Source organism: Azospirillum sp. UENF 211521 (assembly GCF_058780535.1).
The window spans coordinates 141,513-161,872 of sequence record NZ_JBSNCF010000001.1 but is presented as its reverse complement, the minus strand read 5'-3'; the positions used below and the strand labels follow the sequence as shown (position 1 = coordinate 161,872).

Genomic DNA, 20,360 nt, shown 5'->3' with positions numbered 1-20,360 from the left:
TTCCGGTTGTCTTCGGCCCTTCCGATAAGTCTAGGGCAATCCCGCGCGGGCCATGATAAGTTCCGCGCCCGGAGCCACCGGTGAACGCCCCCGAATGACGCTTGCGAAACGCATCCTTCTGATCGACGACGACACCGCCCTCCGGCAGTCCCTCGCCGAACAGCTCCAGCTTCTGGAGGAATTCGAGACGGTGGAGGCCGGGGACGGCGCCTCGGCGCTGGCCGTGGCGCGGGAGGGCGGTTTCGCCGCCATCCTGCTCGACGTCGGGCTGCCGGACATGGACGGGCGCGACCTCTGCCGCCTGCTGCGGCGCGAGGGGGTACGCTGCCCGGTGATCATGCTGACCGCGGCGGCGTCCGACGCCGACACCATCCTGGGGCTCGATTCAGGGGCCAGCGACTACGTCACCAAGCCCTTCCGCATGGGGGTGCTGCTGGCCCGGCTGCGCGCCCACCTCCGCGTCCACGAGCAGAGCGAGGACGCCGTCTTCACCATCGGCCCCTACAGCTTCCGCCCGGCGGGCAAGCTGCTGCTGGCCGACGGCGGCGCCCGCAAGATCCGCCTGACCGAGAAGGAAACGGCGATCCTGAAATACCTGTACCGGGCCGGCGGCGCGGTGATCGGGCGGGAGACGCTGCTCGGCGAGGTGTGGGGCTACAACGCCGGGGTCACCACCCACACGCTGGAAACCCACGTCTACCGCCTGCGCCAGAAGATCGAGCGCGATCCGTCCAACGCCGAGATCCTGGTGACGGAGCCCGGCGGCTACCGGCTGGTGCCCTGACCGCCGGTTACCGCCGGTTCGCCGATCCCCGGACCGTCTCTTGCCGGCCTGCCGCAGCGCGGAACCATCTCCCTGCCTGCCCATTGAAAGGATTGATTTCCGCGCCGCTCCGGCGCGGACCCCCGTCGGGCAAGGAGATGACGTCTTGGTAGCCATCGTCGATCACGGCAGACCGGCAAGGGCCATCCATCCCTTGCACGCGGTGCTGCTCGCCGCCTCCCTTCCATTGTTCCTGGGGGGCCTGCTCTGCGACATCGCCTATTCCAGGAGCTTCGAGATCCAGTGGAGCAACTTCGCCGCCTGGCTGATCGCCGGCGGCATGGTCTTCGCCGGCGTCTCGCTTTTCTGGGCCTTCATCGACCTGTTCCGCGCCGGCCGGCGTCGCGGTCGCGGGCTCGCCTATTTCGTGCTGCTGGTCATCACCGTCGCGCTCGGCCTCGTCAATGCCTTCGTGCACGCGCGGGACGCCTGGGGAATCATGCCGGAGGGCCTGATCCTGTCGGCGGCCGTCACCGTGACCGCCGTCCTGGCGACCTGGTTCGGTTTCTCCAGCTTCCGCATGAGCCATCTCACAGGCCAACCCATGGGCCGCCATGCGGGCCGCCACGCGGGAGTGACGCGATGAAACGCTCCAGCCTGCTGGCCGCCGCCGCACTCGTCGCCCTGCTGACCGCCTGCGACGACGGCACCCCGTCGCCGCCGGTCTACGGCGCCAACCCGCCCCTGCCGGAGCAGCAACAGGGCCTGCTCCCCAGCATGAAGATCGCCAAGCCCGCCAACTGGGGGGACCGGAAGCCGACCGTGCCGGAGGGCTTCACCGTTACGGCGATTGCCACCGACCTCGGCATCCCGCGCCAGACCCTGGTGCTTCCCAACGGCGACATCCTGGTCGCCGAAGGCCGGGGCGGCTCGGCCCCGCCGCTGCGGCCCAAGGACCTGATCGCCGGCATCATCAAGGCCAAGGGCACGACCTCGGTGCCGAGCGGCAACCGCATCACCCTGCTGCGCGACGCCGACGGCGACGGCCGGTACGAGGAGCGCACGGTCTTCGCCGACCATCTGAATGCGCCCTACGGTTTGGCCTTCGCGAACGGCCAGATCTACGTCGCGAACCAGGACGCGCTGGTGCGCTTCCCCTACCGCGAGGGCCAGACCCGCGCCGAGGGGCCGCCGGAGAAGGTCACCGACCTGCCCGCCTACATCAATCACCACTGGACCAAGTCGCTGGCCGCCAGCCCGGACGGGCGGTTCCTCTATGTCGGCATCGGCTCCAACAGCAACATCACGGAACGCGGGATGCCCGCCGAGGCCGACCGCGCGATGGTCTGGGAGATCGACGCGAAGACGGGCGCGCACCGGCCCTACGCCACGGGCTTGCGCAACCCGACCGCGCTGGCCATCCAGCCGGGAACGGGCACGCTGTGGGCGGTGGTCAACGAACGCGACGAGCTTGGTCCGAACCTCGTGCCCGATTACCTGACCTCGGTCCGCGAGGGTGGCTTCTACGGCTGGCCCTACAGCTATTGGGGCCAGAACGTCGATCCGCGCGCCCAGCCGCAGAAGCCCGAGCTGGTCGCCGCGGCGATCAAGCCGGACTATGCTCTGGGCTCGCACGTCGCGGCCCTCGGCGTCGCCTTCTCCTCGCCGGTGATGGGCGAGCGCTTCGCCGACGGCGTGTTCGTCGGCGAGCATGGCAGTTGGAACCGCAGCGTGCCCAGCGGCTACAAGGTGATCTTCGTCCCCTTCCGCGACGGCGCCCCCGCCGGGGATCCGGTCGAGGTGGTGACTGGCTTCATGGGCGACGACGGCAACACCTACGGCCGGCCGGTCGGCGTCACGGTGGACCCCAAGGGCGCGCTGATCGTTGCCGACGATCTGTCCAACACGGTCTGGCGTGTTGCGGTGACCGACCGCTCGCCGACCGCGCAGGCACCGGCCGAAGCGCCGGCCGACATGGGCAGCGCGACGACCGAAGGCAACGGGTCGTCCAATTGATGGGGCCAACTGATGGGGCCAACTGACGCGAAGGACCTGTTCAGGGCCGCTTGCCGGGCGGCCCTGACGGTCTCGACGTGTTGCGGTCGGAGATGGTGACGGCGACCGGATAACCCATCCAGCGCTGCCGCTTGCCCTCCAGCGCGGCCCCACCGCGCGCCGACCCGGCCGGCCGGCCGCCGCCCCACAGGCCGCGGCCGCGCGGCACCACGGGCAGCAGGCGGATCTTCCGCCCGACGATGGCCAGACGGCGGCGCCAATGGGCGACCAGCTTGGGCGAGGTGCCGACCCGCCGGGCGATCTCGTGATCGGCCAGCAGGGCGCTGTTCGGGTCCTGCAGCAGGTCGAGGATGGCGCGACGCTTGTCCAGGCTGGTGTGGCGGCTGTGCTTGCGCTCCAGCGCCTTGCCGAGGTCCCAGAGTTTCTCGGCCGTCTCGCGGGCGAGGCCGCGCCAGCGGTCGGCCTCCTCGCGCTGGCGCTCCATGTCGCCGTTGCTCTTTTCAAGCTGCCGCTTCAGCCCGGCGACCTCCAGTTCCAAATCGCGCACTTGGCGGCGCAGCCCCTGGACGAGCTGGTCGGGCGGCGGCGGACGGTCGGGCGGCGGAGCGCTGGCGGCGGGCGGCGGTTCCGGAGCGGTGGAAACCGGACGGGCACCGCGGGCGAGATCGCGGAACGACAGGCCGGCCCTCGACAGCATGATGCGCGCGGCGCGCAGAGCGGACTGGGCCTCGCCCTGATGCTCCGACTCGGCCATGGCGAGCACTTTGGCGAGTTTGTCTGGGTCCATCCGAGGGGTCGGGGTCCGGAGGCGATTTTTCGCGTCGATGGGCGAACGGGCGCAAACTACCACATCTTATTGGATTGGGCATCTCCGCATCTCGGCGGTGCGGCACGCCTTTTCCTCCTACCCCCGTCCCGCGCCATCCCCCCTTCCGTCGAGGCGGATCGGCTCCCCCCTGGTCACCCTATGCGGCCCCGGATCGACCATCGGACGGTTCGGAGGGTCGTTTCGTGAAGCAACCTTTTCACTCGACTCGCGACGGTCCTACCGCCAAATTGTCGGTACCATGACGGCACGAACCGTTTCCGACGCCTGTTCCGGTGCGCCTGACACCCCGCCGGACTTCACCGTCCGCTTCTGGGGCGTGCGTGGCAGCATCGCTTCCCCGGGACCGGACACGGTCCGCTACGGCGGCAACACCCCCTGCGTCGAGCTGCGCTGCGGGGACGCTCTTCTGGTCCTCGACGCCGGCACCGGCCTGCGCCCGCTGGGCGAGGCGCTGATGCGCCAGGGCGAACCGGTGGACGTCGACCTGCTGCTGACCCACAGCCATCTCGACCACATCTGCGGCCTGCCCTTCTTCGCGCCGGCCTTCGACGCGGCCAGCCGCGTGCGGATCAGGGCCGGCCACCTGGAGCGGGAGCGGACGATGCGCTCCGTTTTGGAATGCATGATGTCGGCGCCGCTGTTCCCGGTGCCGGTGGAGATCTTCCGGGCCGACTGCACCTTCCACGACTTCGTCAGCGGCCAGACGCTGGCGGTGAAGCCGGGCGTCACCGTGCGCACCGCCGCGCTGAACCACCCGGACGGGGCCACCGGCTACCGCGTGGAGTTCGCCGGGCGCAGCCTGTGCTACGTCACCGACACCGAGCACCCGGCCGAGGGCCGCGACCCCGCGGTGATGGAGCTGGTGCGCGGCAGCGACCTGCTGATCTACGACTGCACCTACACCGACGCCGAATACGCCGCCCGCGTCGGCTGGGGCCATTCGACCTGGGAGGAGTGCCTGCGCATCGCCGACGAGGCCGGGGTGAAGCGCGCGGTCATCTTCCACCACGACCCCCGGCGCACCGACGCCGACCTGGACGTCATCGCCACCGCCGCCGAGGCCCGGCGCCCCGGAACGCTGGTCGCCCGCGAAGGCATGGCGCTTCCCCTCTGATCGGCAACTATCCCCTTGGACAGTGATGCGCCGATGACACGGCCAAGCCTCCGTTCGCGTCCCGTGGCCCGTTGTCACTGCCGGATCGTGTGACAATTATGGTATGAAAACCGCCTGCAACCACAGAGAGAACTCTGGGGAGACGCATGCGGCATCTTCTGCGCTTATCGTTGCTGGGCCTGCTCGCCGGCGGAACGCTCGCCGGCTGCGCCTCCACTCCGGGTCCCCAGGCCTCGTTCGATGGCGGCCCCCGCTCGATCACCCTGCACCATCCCGCCAGCGGCGAGACGGTCAGCGTCACCTACCGTCGCGCCGACGGCTATGACCCGCAGGCCCTGGACCGCATTGCCACCCTGTTCCGCGACCGCCGCACCGGCGAGACGGTGCCCGTCGATCCCACCCTGGTGGAGCTTCTCGCCGACCTGCGGGACCGCTGCGGCGCCGGCCCCGACACGCCGGTCCACATCACCTCGGGCTACCGCTCGCCGCTGACCAACGTCACGCTGGCGCGCAGCAACCCGAACGTGGCGGAGAACAGCTATCACCTGCGCGGGCAGGCCGCCGACATCTCCATCCCCGGCGTCCCGCCCCGCCGCCTCGCCGACGAGGCCGCGGCCCTGCAACGCGGCGGCTACGCGCTCTACCCCCACACCGGCCACGTCCATGTGGACACCGGCCCGGTCCGCACCTGGAGCCCGAAGGGCGGCGACCCCCGCATCCTGGAGGCCAGGACGAAGGCCGCGTCGGGCAAGGCGGTCGCCGCCAAGGCATCGCCCGCTCCCCGGACCCAGGTCGCCGCGGCCGAGCCCCCGCCGCCGAAGCGCGCCCCGGCCAAGGCCGCGCCCGCCGCCGCCCCGGTGAAGGGCAACGACGCCGACCTCGCCCGCGTCCGCATGGTGCTGGCCTCCCTCAAGGAGCAGCCGGACGCGTCGGCGAAGAAGAAGCCCTGAGGGTTACCGATAGGGGTCCGCGGCGTCCCGCAGGCCGTCGCCGAGGAAGTTGAAGCTCAGCACGGTCACGATCACCGGCAGCACCGGCAGCATCAGCCAGGGGTACAGCGCCACCACGTTGATGTTCTGCGCCTCGGTCAGCAGCACCCCCCAACTGGTGATCGGCGGGCGCAGACCGAGGCCGAGGAAGCTCAGCGCCGTCTCGCCCAGAATCATGCCGGGGATGGCCAGAGTCGCCGAGGCGATCAGGTGGCTCATGAAGCTGGGCAGCAGGTGCCGGCCGATGATGCGGGCTGGGCTGGCGCCCATCAGCTGGGCGGCGGTGGTGAAGTCCTCCTCGCGCAGGGCCAGCAGCTTGGACCGCACGGCGCGGGCGAGGCCCGTCCATTCCAGGAGGCCGAGGATCACCGTGATCCCGAAATAGATGAAGATCGGGTTCCAGGTGACGGGCAATGCTGCGGACAGGGCCATCCATAGCGGCAGCTCGGGGAAGGAGCGGATGATCTCGATCAGCCGCTGGATCAGGTTATCCACCCAGCCGCCGTAATAGCCGGCGATGCCGCCGATGACGATCCCCAGGACGAAGCTGACCGCGACGCCGATCAGCCCGATGGTCAGCGAGATGCGCGTCCCGTAGATCATCCGCGACAGCAGGTCCCGGCCCAGCCGGTCGGTGCCCATCAGGAACAGCGTCCCACCCTCCGCCGGGCAGGCGAGGTGCCAGTCGCTCTCCACCAGCCCCCAGAACTCGTAGCGGTCGCCGCGGCAGAAGAAGCGGATGGGCTGCACCTTCGCCGGGTCCGGCGTGTACTCCCGCTTCAGGATCTCCATGTCCAGGCGGTAGGTGTAGCCGTAGACGAAGGGGCCGACGAATTGCCCCTCGTGGAACAGATGCACACTCTGCGGCGGGGCGTGGATGAAGTGCGAGTTGCGGCTGTCCACCGCGTAGGGGGCCAGGACCTCGCTGACCAGGGTCGAGGCGTAGAGCAGCAGCAGCACGATCCCCGACGCCACCGCCAGCTTGTGCCGCCGCAGCTTCCACCAGACCATCCGCCATTGCGAGGCGGTGGTGAAGCGCTCCTGCTCGGGCGACAGCCGCTCGACCTCGTCGGGGTCCCAGGGGTCGGTGTCGACGCTGTGGGGCAGGGGGGTGGTGGGAGGCAGGGCGGCGCTCATCGGCTGGCTCCCCCGCTCAGGCGGATGCGCGGGTCGAGCGCGGCCAGAGCCAGATCGGACAGGAAGACGCCGATCACCGTCAGAACCGCCAGGAACATCAGGAAGGACCCGGCCAGATACATGTCCTGGCTGCGCAGCGCCTGGAGCAGCATCGGCCCCGTCGTCGGCAGCGACATCACCACCGAGACGATGGCAGCGCCGGAGACGACCTGCGGCAGCAGGTTGCCGATGTCCGCCACGAAGGGGTTCAGCGCCACCCGCAGCGGGTATTTCACCAGCGCCCGCCCCGGCGGCAGGCCCTTGGCCCGCGCAGTGACGACGTAGGGCTTGTGCAGCTCGTCCAGCAGGTTGGCGCGCAGGCGGCGGATCATCGCGGCGGTGCCGGCGGTGCCGATGACGATCACCGGAATCCACATGTGCTCGAACACGCTCATCGCCTTGCCCCAGCTCCAGGGCTGGCCGATGTAGCGCGGGTCCATCAGCCCGCCGATCGAGGTGCCGAACCACACGTTGGCGAAATACAGCATCACCAGCGCCAACAGGAAGCTGGGCGTCGCCAGCCCCAGGAAGCCGAGGAAGGTCAGGACATAGTCGCCCAGGCTGTACTGCCGCGTCGCCGAATAGATGCCGATGGGGAAGGACACCACCCAGATGAACAGGATGGTCGCGAAGGACACGATGGCGGTCAGCGACAGCCGGTCGCCCACCACGTCCGACACCGGCAGGTTGTATTCGAAGGAATAGCCGAAGTCGCCGCGCAGCATCCCGGCCAGCCACAGCGCGTACTGCTCGTACATCGGCCGGTCGAGCCCGTAGGTCTCGCGCAGCATGGCCAGCCGGCCCTGGTCCATGCTCTCGCCCCGGCTCTGCATCTCGTTGACCAGCGTGGTCAGATAGTCGCCGGGGGGAAGCTGGATGATGACGAAGGTGATGACGCTGATCGCCAGCAGCGTCGGGATCATGATGAGGATGCGGCGGATCACGTAGCCCAGCATGGCCTCACCCCTTTCCGTCGAACCAGAAGCCGTCGGGCCGGTACAGCCCGAAATGCGCGCCGGGGTCGTAGTTGAACAGACCCTCCTCCGGCACGTTGCGCAGGGTGCGGCGCGCCACCACCGGCTGCGGCACCCCGGCCACCGTGCCGATGGTGAAGACCTGCTCGGCGTTGAGCGTCAGGATGCGCGTCCAGGCCGCCGCCCGCCCCGCCTCGTCCGGGGCGTCGCGCCAAGCGCGGAAGGCCTCCAGCAGGTCGCGCGCCTCGGGCATGTCGGGGCGCTCGCCGTCCTTGCCCATGGTCTGGAAGAACTGGCCCCATTTCGGCCATTGGTACTTGGCCTGATCGACCGGCACCAATTCGGCGGGACTCATCTCCGCGGTGGCGATGGCGTTGTCCAGCCCGCGCGCGATGGACATGCAGGTGTCGCCGGCGAAGATGCGGTTGCGGAACACGTCGAGCTGCGAGGAGCGGATGTAGAGTCGCGCCCCGACGCGCCGCCAGCCGTCGGCGATCAGCTCCAGCGCGTCGGTCTCCTCCGTGCTTTCCCCCGCGGTCTCCACCACGATCTCCAGCGGGCGGCCGTCGGGCAGCAGGCGGACGCCGTTGACGTCGCGTTCGGTCAGGCCGATCTCGTCGAGCAGCCGGTTGGCCTGCTTCACGTCGAACTGCGCCCAGCGGTCGCGGTAGGCCGGCGTCCAGAGCGGCGAGACCTCCAGCACCGTGTTGTTGGTGGGAATGGCGAGGCCGTAATAGATGACCTGATTCATCTCCTCGCGGTCGATGGCCAGCGACAGGGCGCGGCGGTAGCGCACGTCGCGGTTCAGCGCGCGCCACACCGGGTCGTTGCAGTTCAGGTTGGGGAACAGCGCCATCTGCGCCCCGATGCCGGTGCGCCACAGCGTGACCCGTTGGTCGTTGCGCTTCGCCCCCTGCTTCAGGAAGGTGTAGTTGTCGAACCGCAGGTAGCGCGCCTGGAGGTCGCTCTCGCCCGCCCCCGTCTTGGCCGGGATGATCTTGGCGTCGGCCACCGTCATGATGACCCGGTCGATGTAGGGCAACTGCCGCCCCGCCGGGTCGACCCGATGGAAATAGGGGTTCCTTACGAAGATGAAACGTTCCGCGGGCGGAGCGGTCGTCGGCACCCAGGGCTGCAGGGTCGGCAGGTCCGGGTTGTCGAACTCGGTCAGATTGTCCTTGCGGTTGTGAAGCTGCTGCCAGCTTTTCTGCCGCTCCGCCTCCACCCGCTGCTTCAGCTCCAGCGGCTCGGTGAAGCGCGGGTGGAAGCGCCGCAGGTAATGGGCCGGGGCGTAGATCTCCACCGGCTTGGCCCCGGCCAGCATGGGCAGGAAGAAGGGGTTGGGGCGTGACCATGTGTAGCGCACCGCGGCGGCGTCCAGCACCTCGAACTTGGGCGCCTCCCCGGCCACCATCATCTCCGGCGGCGGTCCGCCGGGGGAGCGCTTGGCGTTGTTGGCCATGTCCTCCCACCAGTAGCGGAAGTCCTCCGCCGTGAAGGGATGGCCGTCCGACCAGCGGTGGCCGCGGCGCAGCGTGAAGGTGAAGATCCGCCCTTCCTCGACGTCCACCCGCTCCAGGATGTCGGGAACGATGCGCAGGTTCGGGGTCAGCGCGACCAGCCGGGCGTAGCTGTAGACGTAGATCAGCCGGGTGTCCTTGGTCCGCGCCATCAGCAGGCGCAGGTCGCCGCCATGGCGCCCCGGCGACTGCCACGCGCGGTCCATCGGCTCGACCAGCGGGGTGAGCGGCAGCCGTTTCTCCACCGGCGGCAGCGACCCGGCGCCGACCGCGTTCTCCAGCATCGGCGTCTCGACCGCGTCGAAGGCGCTGAGCCCGAGGAAGGCCAATGCCAGAAGGGCACGTCGCCGCCATCCTCCCTCTCCCCTCTGGGGAGAGGGTCGGGGTGAGGGGGTTGCCCGTGGCGCGGCGTCCGGCAAAAGCGCAACCCCCTCACCCTTCCCTCTCCCCAGAGGGGAGAGGGTATTGAACGTCGCATCGGGAACGGTCCACATCATCACGCCACCTCCCGCACGCGGATGGCGGCGTCGGCGCGCACGCAATGGCCGCCGCCGAGATCGACCAGATGCGGCTGGTGGTCGTCGTCGATGGTGAAGGGGGCGGGCCAGCGCGCGGGGTCGGAGGCGCGGCCTTCCTCCAGGTCGGTCAGCGACAGCGGGCGGCTGGGGTCCGGCTCCGGCACGGCGGTCAGCAGGGCACGGGTGTAGGGGTGGACCGGGTTGCGGAACAGCGCCTCGCGCGGCGCCGACTCGACGATCCGGCCGCGGCACATCACCAGGATACGGTCGGCCATGTAGTCCACCACGGCCAGATTGTGGCTGACGAACAGGTAGGTCAGGCCGAGCCGTTCCTTCAGGTCCTTCAGCAGGTTCAGCACCTGAGCCTGGATCGACACGTCGAGCGCCGACACCGGCTCGTCGAGCAGCAGAAGCTCGGGCCGCAGGGCCAGCGCGCGGGCGATGCCGATGCGCTGGCGCTGGCCGCCGGAGAAGCTGTGCGGGTAGCGGCGCAGGTGCCGGGCGTCCAGCCCGACCAGCCCCATCAGCTCCTTCACCCGCGCGCCGCGCTCCGCCTCGTCGCCGATGCCGTGGATGACCAGCGGTTCGGCGATGATGTCGAAGACGGTCATCCGCGGGTTCAGCGAGCCGAAGGGGTCCTGGAAGACGAACTGCACCTTGCGGCGGAAGGCGGTCAGGGCCGCACCCTCCAGCCCCAGCACGTCGACGATCCGACCATGGTCGTTGAAGCGGACGTCGCCGGCGTCCGGGGTCAGGGCGCGCATCAGGATCTTCGACAGGGTGGTCTTGCCGCAGCCCGACTCGCCGACCAACCCGACGCATTCGCCGCGCGCGATGGCGAAGCTGACATCGTCCACCGCCAGCGTGCCCGCCCCGGCCTTGGCGCCGAACCAGCCGGCCTTGCGCGCGCCGTAGCGCTTGCGCACCCCCTCGACCGCCAGCAGCGGCCCCGCCGCGTCGGCGCCGGCCGGCCAGGGCTGGTGGTCCTTCTCCAGCAGGCTGCCGCCTTCGGACGTGATGGAGCGGATCGGCACCAGCCGTTCGCCCGGCGCCATGTGGAAGCGCGGGACGGCGCGCAGCAGCGCCTTCAGGTAGGGGTGGCGGGGGTCGGCGAAGATGTCCTCGCGCGTGCCGGATTCCATGATCCGCCCGCGGTGCATCACCACCACCTCGTCGGCGAGGTTGGCGACCACCCCCAGGTCATGGGTGATGAGCAGCACGGCCATCCCGAGATCGCCCTGGAGGTCCTTGATCAGCTTCAGGATCTGCGCCTGGATGGTGACGTCCAGCGCGGTCGTCGGCTCGTCGGCGATCAGCAGGGCGGGGCGGCAGACCAGCGCCATGGCGATCATCGCGCGCTGGCGCAGGCCGCCCGACAGCTCGAACGGGTAGGTGTCCAGCGCCCGCTTCGGGTCGGGGAAGCGCACCCGGCGCAGCATGTCCTCGGCCTGGGCGCGGGCCTGCCGGGCGGTCACCCGCTGGTGCAGCCGCACCGCCTCGCCCACCTGGTCGCCCACCGTGTGCAGGGGCGACAGCGAGGTCATCGGCTCCTGGAAGATGATCGAGATGCGGCCGCCGCGCAGCGCGCGCATCGCCGTGCCGTCGGCCTTCAGCGAAGCGATGTCGACGGGACCGGCACCCTCGTTGACGACCCCGTCATCGAACAGGATTTTCCCGTCCGCGATGGTGGCGTTGCGCGGCAGGATGCGCAGGATCGACTGCGCCGCCACCGACTTGCCCGATCCGGATTCGCCGACCAGGGCGACGGTGGACCCCGCCCGCACCCGGAAGGACACGCCGCGCACCGCATGGACCACGCCGCCCGGCACCTGGAAATCGACCTTGAGGTCCTCCACCCGGAGCAGCGTGCGGCTCATGGCGCCGGCCTCGTCTCGTTGGGGTCCTCCGGCGGCTCGATGCCGAGGGCGATCAGATTGTCCACCGTCACCGGGGTCAGCGTCACGCCGTTGCGCCCGGCGGCCAGGGCGGCCCGCTCGATCACCGCGTCGAAGCCCTCCAGGTTGCTGTCGAAGCGGAGGGTCTTGCCGCCGCCGCTCAGCGCCGCCTGCATCCAACCGTCGTCGCGCCCCCGTCTGGTCGCGTAGTAGCGCAGCTTCAGGCCGGACAGCGCGTCCCAGCGGACGGCGCCGCCCAGCGGCCCGTCGGCCCGCAGGCCCTCGCCGTCCATGGTCAGGCGGGTCAGCTGGCGTTGCAGGGTGCGCGCCGCGAAGACGGCGAACAGCAGCGCGCAGGCCGCCAGCGGCACGGCGATCCACGGGATGACGGGCAGGAAGGCCAGCGGCAGCACCGTCAGCGCCAGTCCCGCCCCGGCCCGCGCGTAGTCGCCGGCCAGCGCCCCGGCGGGGTAGCGCATCTCCGCGACGGTCGGCGTCTCCCCAGTGGAGGGTCGGGCCATGGGCAGCTCGGCCATGTCTCAGCGAAGTCCTTCTGCGGCGAACAGGGTATCAGCGGGCAGCCAACGAGCCGCCGGGTGGCGTCGCGTCACGGTCAGGAAACGCGCGGTGAAGGCCCAGGTTTCACCGTCCATCGCCAAATGATGCGTCAGCAGGCCGGTCGCCTCCTCAGCGTCCACCGCACCCCGCCGCCGGGCGCGCAGATGGGCGACCGCCATGCCCAGCGACTCCGTGTCGCCGAGGAAGCGCTTGCCGTCCTTCCAGGCCACCGGGTCGAGGTGTGTATTGACACACATCATGTTGACGGTTGACACACGTCGCGGCCCGAACACCGACAGGCCGGCGAAGCCCGCGCCGGGCAGGGCGGCCACCACGCCGGGCGCGACACGGTTCCAGGGCGGCACCAGGACGGGCAGGGCGCGCGGCCCGAACCGGCGCTCCAGCAGGCTCCGCCCCTCGGCCAGTTCCGCCAGCACGGTGGCGGTGGGGCGGTCCGCGCCAAGCTCCGCCTTCTTCGCGGGGGGAGCGGCGTGGTTGGCGTGCGACCAGCCGTGCTGGAGCACGGTGACGGTGGGGGCGGCATCGACGACGGGGGCGAGGGCGTCGGTGACCCCGGCGGGGATGACCGCCAGAGCCAGCGGCGCGCCGGTTTCGACGGACAGGGTGATCATCCGGTCGAGCGCGGGAGTCGGCTCGACGGCGTCGTCGTCGCGCCACCACAGGGTGGCGGTGCGCCCGGCGGTGGCCCAGGCGTCCAGCTCGGCGGTCAGATCGTCCCAACCGGCGCGCGGCGGGCTGTCGGAAGGGGCGGTGGCGGTCACGGTCATCGTCTGCTCTGTTCCCTCTCCCCTCCGGGGAGAGGGTCAGGGTGAGGGGGTTGCGCTTTTGCCGGACATACCGCCTTGCGCAAACCCCCTCCCCCTCCTCTCTCCCGAGAGGGGAAAGGGTTAGAAGGACAGCGAACACGGTGACCGTCAGCATGGCCCCCGCACCGGAAAAATCCAAGCGTCTTGATTGGTTTAGCGGCTGTTGCCTTGGCGGTAGGCCACCGCGTCCCGCAGCAGGCGGGCGGTGGTGGTGGCGCCGTCCAGGCGCAGGGGGAGGACGGGCGGCGGGGGCAGGGCGAGCGCCTTGGCCACGCCCGCGGCCAGGGTCTCCGGGGTCAGGGTGGCTTCGTCGACCACGGCCAGCCGGCTCCGCTCCTCCAGCAGGCGGGCGCGGGTGGCCTGCTCGGTCTCGCTGCCCGCGGCGAAGGGCACGACCACCGCCCGGCAGCCGGCCTGGAGCACGTCGAGCACGGTGTTGTAGCCGGCTTGGCTGATCGACAGGCGGCAGCGGCGGAGCAGGGCGGGGAAGTCCGGCCGCGCCCGCTCCACGATGGTGCCCGGCGGGGCGTCGGCGACGAGCGCGCGGAACGCCGCCTCCGGCACGTCCGGCCCGGCCAGCAGGCGCCAGCGTGCGTCAAGTCCGGCGGGGGTTGACGCACGCACCGCCAGCGCCGCCCGCAGCAGCGGCAGGCCGACCGCCCCGCCGCCCACCGACACGATCACCTCGCCGGTGCCGTCGGCGCCGGTCGCAGCGCCGCCCTGCGGGGCCGCGACGTAACCGGTGTAGCGGATGCGGTCGGCGATCCGCGCCGCGGCGGGGAAGGTCGCCGCGAAGGGGATCAGCTCCGGGTCGCCATGGACCAGCACATGGTCGAACAGCCGTTCCACCGTCGAAACGGTTTCCTCCAGCCGTTCCGGCTTGGCCTTGGTCACCAGGATGTCGCGCACCGAGCAGGCGGTGACCGCCCCGCCGGCCTTGGCGGCCTCCAGCAACGGCAGAAGCTCGAAGCGGAAGGCGCGCCGCCCGAAGGGGAAGGACTCGATCAGCAGCGCGTCGGGCCGGACCCGCTCGTGGGTCTCCAGAACTGCGGCGCGGCGCCGGGCGCGCCACGCGTCGTCGATGGGCCGGCCGTGCTCGTCCAGCAGGGTCTTGAAGCCGCTGTCGGCGGCGCGGGCGGGGGGAAGCTGGACGATCTCGGCCGCCGGGCCGTAATCGATCCCCGGCACCGGATGCCCGCCGCGCAGCACCGTCACCGCCACGCCGGCCTCGGCCAGCCCGCGGGTGATCAGCGCGGCGCGGCGGTCGTGGCCGATGCCCAGCAGATGCTGGACGTGGAAGAGAACACGCATGGGATGTCGATCGCGGCGCGTCAGGTCGCCTGAGCGGCCAGGACCTCGCGCAGGCGCACCGTCGTCTGCTCCAGGCGGTGGGCCAGCGAGCGCATGATCTCCAGACCCATCTGCGGGAAGTCGGCGATCATCTGGAGGAAATGGTCCTTCGGCACGCACAGCGCCTCCAGGTCGGTGCTGGCGCGCACGGTGGCGGTGCGCGGCACGTCGCACAGGATGGCGATCTCGCCGACGATCTCGTTGGATCCCAGCGTGGCGACGGCCAGCGGCCCGCCGGGGCCGGCGATGACCACCTCGGCCTCCCCGCGCAGCAGGATGTAGGCGCAGGTCCCCATCTCGTCCTGCTCGAACAGGATGTCCCCCGACCGGAAGCTCAACCGCTCGCTGGTGAAGGCCAGAAGCTTGAGCTTGGAAGTGTCGATGTTGGCGAACAGGGGAATCCTGCGCAGGCAATTGACTTCTTCGGCGATGCTCATGCCGTCTGCCTCCTCAACGCCGCCGGCTTTATTCGGCGGCTATCAATTCATGCAACAACGTACCGGGCCTGTTCAACTCGTCGAAGCGTCCATGCTCGGCGATTCGACCGTCCTTCATCACAATGACTCGCTCGAACGCCCGTGCCAAGCCGGCACGCTGCAGAACCCACACAAGGCCACATCCTTTGCGTTCCCCGAGGATCGCGGAATGCACCTTGCTCTGGCTGCTGGTGTCCAGGCCGCTGGTCGCCTCGCTCAGCACCAGCAGGTCGGGGCGCTTCAGCAGGGCGCGGGCCAGCGCCGCCTTCTGGCGCTGTGCCGCGGACAGGCGCGACCCGGCCACCCCCACCGGATGGTCCAGCCCGACCTCCACGATGGTGTCGCGCAGGTGAAGCTGGTCGACCAGCTCCGCCACAATGCGGCCCACTTTGGATTGCACCTGCGCCTGCCCGTAGACCATCTTCCCGAACAGGATGTTGTCCTGGATGCTGGCCGCGGCGTTGTAGGCCTCCGGGTCGAAGAAGGCGACGGCGTGCTTCAGGTCCGCCGGCAAGTCGCTGGCGAAGAGGTGCCGCGCCTGCAGGAGCTTCTTCTCCAGGTCCGGGGTCATCAGGCCCAGACGGTGACGGGCGCCGATCAGCTTGAAGGGCAGCGTCATCAGCCGGGTCCGCTCCTCGGGCCGCAGCGCCTCCAGCCCTTCCTTCGCGGTGCGCGCCAGAATGGCCTGGTACTCCGGCAGCTCGGCGAAGCCGATGAAGGAGAAGCGCTCGAAGAACTCATGCCCGGGCGGCAGGCCGGCGAACAGCTCGACCATGGTCTCCGCCACCTTGTGGCCGGTCTCCAGGATGGTGTCGCTCAGCCCCACCTTGTCCAGCACATGCAGCATATAGGGATTGGAAGCCAGCGCGTCAGTCTGGAAGATCGGCCCGACCGGCGTTCCGAACAGCAGATTTTCCGCCAGCGTGGCGTTCACGGCGTAGCGGTCGGGGTCGAAGCGCTCCACCAGCCGCCCCAGCTCCGGGTTGTTCAGCATCATCGCGCGCATGGCGTCGCGCGCCTCCATCACGCGGGCGGCCACGTCGGGGCGGTGCTCCGGGTCGACGGTGCGGTTGAGGCCCATGCCGTACACGTCGTCCTGCAGCGAGACCATCGTCACCACGCGCAGGATGCGGGCCTTCAGATCCTCCGGCCCGTCGCAGCCGGCGGCGGCGTAGTCGATCCAGTCGGCGTGCACGTCGTCGGTGGCGTTGCCGGACAGCACCGACTCGGTCATCCGGCTCTTGCGCCGCTCCGCTTCCTCCTCGCTCTCGCCGTTCTCGCGCAGCGGCCGGTGGCGCAGCCCGTAGACGAGGTTGTCGTAGAGCGAGGCGGAGAACAGGTAGGGGGTGGCGCCGACATAGGCGGCGCGGCGCCCGGTCACGCTCTCCGGCAGCTCCGCGTAATCATGCTCGCCCAGCCGGATCTGGCCCGACGAGGGCAGAAGCACGCGGGCGGCGAGCTGCGCCAACTCGTCCCGTCCCGAGCCGAGGCCGATCAGCGCGGTGTGGCCGTCCAGCGGGATGTCGCAGGTCACCCCCTCCAGGATGGGCGATCCGCCGTCCTCCCCGAACCCGACGTTGCGGAAGGACAGGCTGCCCGTGAAGGGGACGTCCTCCTCCTCCTGCAGCAGGCGTTCGGCCAGCAGGTCGGGGACGTGGAACTGCTCCACCACCTGCTCGTACTTGATCCGGTTGTCCTCCTTCTGCTGGTACCAGTCGAGGAGTTCCTTCCAAGGGGCTGCCAAGTCCTTGTAGGCGGCCAGCACCGCGACCAGCGCACCGAAGGAGAGCTGGCCATGGATCACCAGGTAACCGCCGATCGCGTAGAAGAAGAACGGGGTGAGCTGGTTTATAAAATTGTTCAGGAATTTGACAAAAAACTTTCTTTGGTAAATCTCGAAGCGGATGCGGTACACGTCGCCCAGGCGGTGGCTGAGGTCGGCGAGGTGCCAGGACGCCGTGTTGTGGGTGTGCACCTCCTGGATGCCGGACACCGTCTCGCCGATGCGGTCGGCGATCTGGCGCATGGCACGTACGCGCTGTTTGCCAAGCTGATTGACCTTGCGCTGAAGCCGTGGGATGAGCCAGCCTTGAAACGGGTACAGCGACACCGCCGCTGCCCCCAGCACCGGGTCCTGGACGAAGATGAAGGCGATGTAGACCAGCAGGGTGCCGCCCTGGAACACCGGGATGGCGATGGCGTCCCCGATGAAGCCACCCAGCGGTTCCACCTCCGCCGTGATCATGGGGATGATCTCCCCGGACGACATCTTTCGGAAGCGGGGCAGGGGGAAGCGTAGGACGCGCACGTACAGTTCGTACCGCAGGCGGCGCAGCATCCGCTCGCCCAGCCGGCCCTTGTAGGTGTTTATGACATACTTGAACGCGCCGTTGACCAGCACCAAAGTCAGGAACAGTCCGCATAGGACGAACAGGTAAGTCACCTGATCGAGATGGAATCCGAGGAAGGACTCAGGCAGCTTCTTCCCGGCGATCGCCTCGTTGACGATCCGCTTCGGAAGGTCGAGCGAGGCGTAGAGGAAGGGGAAGGACGCCAGGGTCATCAGGGTCAGCACGATCTGCTGACGGACGCTGTGCCGAAGGATGAATCGGAAAATGCTGGATTCCATAGCGCCATTCTACGCAAGGGGACGCCGGTGCCGGGAGCAGGCAGACACCTTACCCCCTCTGCCGCTTGGCCGCTGAGGATATGGTGAGCCTGCACGCGGCCCACCGCCATCCCGGCGGCGGCACGGCGCACACCCGTTCATCGGCCAAGCCGCGGCCGGACACAAGAGGCCAATCGGGAGAGGTAGGAAGTCTATGAGCGAACGTCCGACCTCGGGCCGCGTGCTCATCTACAGCCATGACACGTTCGGCCTCGGCCATCTCCGCCGCTGCCGAGCCATCGCCCATGCGCTTGTGGAGCGCTACAGCAACCTGTCCGTGCTGATCCTGTCCGGCTCGCCCATCGTCGGCAGCTTCGACTTCCGCACGCGGGTGGACTTCGTGCGCATCCCCGGCGTCATCAAGCTGCGCAACGGCGAATACACGGCGCTGAACCTGCATCTGGACATTGACGAGATCCTGTCGATGCGGGCCTCGCTGATCCGCCACACCGCGGAGGTCTACCAGCCCGACCTGTTCATCGTCGACAAGGAGCCGCTCGGCCTGCGCGGCGAGGTGCGGGAGACGCTGGAGCTTCTGAAGGGCCGCGGCGTGCCGCTGGTGCTCGGCCTGCGCGATGTGATGGACGAGCCGGCCCTGCTCGCCCCGGAGTGGGAGCGCAAGAAGGTCCTGCCGGCGCTGGAAAACCTGTACGACGAGATCTGGGCCTACGGCCTGCCGCAGATCTGCGACCCGCTGGAGGGGATCGAGGTTCCGCAGTCGGTGCGCGACAAGATGGTCTACACCGGCTACCTGCACCGCACCGTGCCCCCGGCGCTCCCGCACGGCCCCGGCCTGCCGGACGAGCCCTACATCCTGGTCACCCCCGGCGGCGGCGGCGACGGCGAGGCGCTGGTCGACTGGGTGCTGCGCGCCTACGAGAGCGATCCCGGCATCCCCTACCGCGCCGTGCTGGTCTTCGGCCCCTTCATGCAGCCGGACCTCCAGGCCGAGTTCCTGGCGCGGGCGGACGCCCTGCCCAACGTCGAGGCCACCGCCTTCGAGGCGCGGATCGAGCGGCTGATGCAGGGGGCGGTCGGGGTGGTCGCCATGGGCGGCTACAACACCTTCTGCGAGATCCTGTCCTTCGACAAGAAGGCGCTGATCGTCCCGCGCGAGGTGCCGCGGCGCGAGCAGACCATCCGCGCCGCCCGTGCGCAGGAGCTGGGGCTGGTCTCCGTGCTGATGGACGACGGGGTGCGCGACGCCGCGGCGATGGCGGCGGCGCTGCGCCGGCTGCCCTGGCAGGCGCCGCCCTCCTCGGTGGTGGTGCCGGGCCTGCTCGGCGGGCTGGAGAGCGTCAACCGCCTGTCGGCGCGCTACCTGCCGGACTTGGCTTCGGACCCGGCCCCGGCACTGTCGCAGCCGCCGTGCGCGCCCGAGCACCAGATGGCTGCCGGGGACGCCGCGTGACCGTTGCCGTCATCGTCAAGGGCTGGCCCCGCCTGTCGGAGACCTTCATCGCGCAGGAGATTTTGGGGCTGGAGCGGCGCGGGTTGCGTCAACTCATCGTCAGCCTGCGTCAACCGACCGACAAGGCGGTGCACGAGCTGAACCGCCGCGTCACCGCCCCGGTGACCTATCTGCCCGAATATCTGCACGACGCGCCCGGCCGCGTGCTGCGCGCCCTGGCCGCGGCGCGGCGGCGTCCCGGCTGGCCGGCGGCGCGGGCCGCCTGGCTGGCCGACCTGCGGCGCGACCCCAGCCGCAACCGCGCGCGGCGCTTCGGCCAGGCCTGCGTGCTGGCGGCGGAGCTGCCGGCGGACGTCACTTGGCTGCACACCCATTTCCTGCACACCCCGGCCAGCGTCGCCCGCTACACAGCGCTGCTGACCGGCCTGCCCTGGAGCTTTTCCGCCCACGCCAAGGACATCTGGACCTCGCCGGACTGGGACCTGCGGGACAAGCTGGCCGAGGCGCGCTGGGGCGTCACCTGCACCGCGCTCGGCCTCGACCGCCTGCGCACGCTGGCGCCGCAACCGGACCGGGTGGAGCTGCTCTACCACGGGCTGGACTTCAGCCGCTTCCCCGCCCCGGCGGAGGCGCGCCCGGCGCGCGACGGGTCCGACCCGGCCGACCCGCTGCGGCTGCTGTCGGTCGGTCGGGCGGTGGAGAAGAAGGGCTTCGACCTGCTGCTCGACGCGCTGGCCCGCCTGCCCGCCGGGCTGCACTGGCGCTGGACCCACATCGGCGGCGGCGACCGGCTGCCCGCGCTGAAGGCGCAGGCGGCGGCGTTGGGTTTGGACGGGCGGATCGACTGGCAGGGGGCGCAGGCACAGGACGCGGTGATCGCCCAGTACCGCCGCGCCGACCTGTTCGTCCTGCCCTGCCGCACCGCGCGCGACGGCGACCGCGACGGGCTGCCCAACGTGTTGATGGAGGCGCAGAGCCAGGGGCTGGCCTGCCTGTCCACCCGCGCCGCCGCCGTGGCGGAACTGATCGAGGATGGGGTCACCGGCACGCTGGTCGAGCCGGAGAACGCCGCCGCGCTGGCCGGCGCGCTCGAGTCGCTGCTCCGCGACCCGGCCCGCCGTGCGGCGCTGGCGGTGGCGGGGGCCGAGCGGGTGCGCCGCGACTTCGGCAGCGACTCGGGGATCGACCGGCTGCACGATCGTTTCGCAACCGGAAATAGCAATCCTGCTCGTCTGTCCGTCGGAGGATGCTGTGCATTGCACGGCGGCTGACGACG

Annotated in this window: 17 protein-coding genes; 7 read left to right on the top strand and 10 right to left on the bottom strand. The window is 70.2% G+C overall.

What is annotated here, in order from left to right:
- Positions 1 to 94 precede the first annotated feature (94 nt).
- The 3 genes from ACWPN5_RS00730 to ACWPN5_RS00720 all read left to right on the top strand — a co-directional run bounded on the left by ACWPN5_RS00730 (position 95) and on the right by ACWPN5_RS00720 (position 2,779).
- Entirely contained in the window at positions 95 to 784 is a 690-nt protein-coding gene (locus ACWPN5_RS00730) for a response regulator transcription factor (protein ID WP_145676112.1), read from the top strand.
- A 145-nt stretch (positions 785 to 929) separates the two neighbouring features.
- Positions 930 to 1,409, top strand: coding sequence for a DUF2231 domain-containing protein (locus ACWPN5_RS00725; protein ID WP_492293706.1), 480 nt, complete (start codon positions 930 to 932; stop codon positions 1,407 to 1,409).
- Positions 1,406 to 2,779 carry a PQQ-dependent sugar dehydrogenase gene (locus ACWPN5_RS00720; RefSeq protein ID WP_145682794.1) on the top strand — a complete coding sequence of 458 codons (1,374 nt, stop codon included), beginning with the start codon at positions 1,406 to 1,408 and terminating at the stop codon, positions 2,777 to 2,779. The genes ACWPN5_RS00725 and ACWPN5_RS00720 overlap by 4 nt, the downstream gene beginning before the upstream one ends.
- Positions 2,780 to 2,819: 40 nt before the next feature.
- Here the strand turns inward: ACWPN5_RS00720 and ACWPN5_RS00715 are convergent, their stop codons facing one another.
- Entirely contained in the window at positions 2,820 to 3,566 is a 747-nt protein-coding gene (locus ACWPN5_RS00715; RefSeq protein WP_247888273.1) for a hypothetical protein, read from the bottom strand.
- Positions 3,567 to 3,846: 280 nt separating this feature from the next.
- Between ACWPN5_RS00715 and ACWPN5_RS00710 the strand changes: the two genes are divergently transcribed.
- Positions 3,847 to 4,722, top strand: a complete 876-nt coding sequence (locus tag ACWPN5_RS00710; RefSeq protein ID WP_145682792.1) for an MBL fold metallo-hydrolase — start codon at positions 3,847 to 3,849, stop codon at positions 4,720 to 4,722.
- Positions 4,723 to 4,868: 146 nt separating this feature from the next.
- On the top strand, positions 4,869 to 5,672 hold the full coding sequence (locus ACWPN5_RS00705) for a YcbK family protein (protein WP_492293702.1): 804 nt from the start codon (positions 4,869 to 4,871) through the stop codon (positions 5,670 to 5,672).
- A 3-nt stretch (positions 5,673 to 5,675) separates the two neighbouring features.
- On the opposite strand, the gene ACWPN5_RS00700 is transcribed toward ACWPN5_RS00705, so the two are convergent.
- From ACWPN5_RS00700 to ACWPN5_RS00660, 9 genes are all read right to left on the bottom strand, one after another.
- Positions 5,676 to 6,848, bottom strand: a complete 1,173-nt coding sequence (locus ACWPN5_RS00700; RefSeq protein ID WP_492293700.1) for an ABC transporter permease — start codon at positions 6,846 to 6,848, stop codon at positions 5,676 to 5,678.
- Complete coding sequence (locus tag ACWPN5_RS00695; RefSeq protein WP_145682785.1) at positions 6,845 to 7,843, bottom strand: ABC transporter permease; 999 nt, start codon at positions 7,841 to 7,843, stop codon at positions 6,845 to 6,847. Before ACWPN5_RS00695 ends, ACWPN5_RS00700 begins: the two co-directional genes overlap by 4 nt.
- Positions 7,844 to 7,847: 4 nt before the next feature.
- Entirely contained in the window at positions 7,848 to 9,710 is a 1,863-nt protein-coding gene (locus ACWPN5_RS00690) for an ABC transporter substrate-binding protein (RefSeq protein WP_247888272.1), read from the bottom strand.
- Positions 9,711 to 9,877: 167 nt separating this feature from the next.
- Entirely contained in the window at positions 9,878 to 11,776 is a 1,899-nt protein-coding gene (locus tag ACWPN5_RS00685) for an ABC transporter ATP-binding protein (RefSeq protein WP_492293697.1), read from the bottom strand.
- Complete coding sequence (locus ACWPN5_RS00680; RefSeq protein ID WP_492293695.1) at positions 11,773 to 12,330, bottom strand: hypothetical protein; 558 nt, start codon at positions 12,328 to 12,330, stop codon at positions 11,773 to 11,775. Before ACWPN5_RS00680 ends, ACWPN5_RS00685 begins: the two co-directional genes overlap by 4 nt.
- Positions 12,331 to 12,333: 3 nt before the next feature.
- Positions 12,334 to 13,140 (bottom strand): polysaccharide deacetylase family protein, encoded by an 807-nt coding sequence (locus ACWPN5_RS00675; RefSeq protein ID WP_492293694.1) that lies wholly within the window; start codon positions 13,138 to 13,140, stop codon positions 12,334 to 12,336.
- A 192-nt stretch (positions 13,141 to 13,332) separates the two neighbouring features.
- Positions 13,333 to 14,490 (bottom strand): glycosyltransferase family protein, encoded by a 1,158-nt coding sequence (locus ACWPN5_RS00670; RefSeq protein ID WP_492293692.1) that lies wholly within the window; start codon positions 14,488 to 14,490, stop codon positions 13,333 to 13,335.
- A 20-nt stretch (positions 14,491 to 14,510) separates the two neighbouring features.
- On the bottom strand, positions 14,511 to 14,966 hold the full coding sequence (locus tag ACWPN5_RS00665; RefSeq protein WP_145682773.1) for a cyclic nucleotide-binding domain-containing protein: 456 nt from the start codon (positions 14,964 to 14,966) through the stop codon (positions 14,511 to 14,513).
- A gap of 28 nt (positions 14,967 to 14,994) precedes the next feature.
- Positions 14,995 to 17,634 carry an ABC transporter ATP-binding protein gene (locus tag ACWPN5_RS00660; protein WP_145682768.1) on the bottom strand — a complete coding sequence of 880 codons (2,640 nt, stop codon included), beginning with the start codon at positions 17,632 to 17,634 and terminating at the stop codon, positions 14,995 to 14,997.
- 193 nt (positions 17,635 to 17,827) lie between these two features.
- On the opposite strand from ACWPN5_RS00660, the gene ACWPN5_RS00655 reads away from it, so the two are divergent.
- Both ACWPN5_RS00655 and ACWPN5_RS00650 read left to right on the top strand, forming a co-directional pair.
- Entirely contained in the window at positions 17,828 to 19,084 is a 1,257-nt protein-coding gene (locus ACWPN5_RS00655) for a glycosyltransferase family protein (protein ID WP_145682760.1), read from the top strand.
- The gene (locus ACWPN5_RS00650; protein ID WP_492293689.1) at positions 19,081 to 20,355 is read left to right on the top strand and encodes a glycosyltransferase family 4 protein; all 1,275 of its coding nucleotides are present in this window, start codon (positions 19,081 to 19,083) and stop codon (positions 20,353 to 20,355) included. Before ACWPN5_RS00655 ends, ACWPN5_RS00650 begins: the two co-directional genes overlap by 4 nt.
- The last annotated feature ends 5 nt before the right edge of the window (positions 20,356 to 20,360 follow it).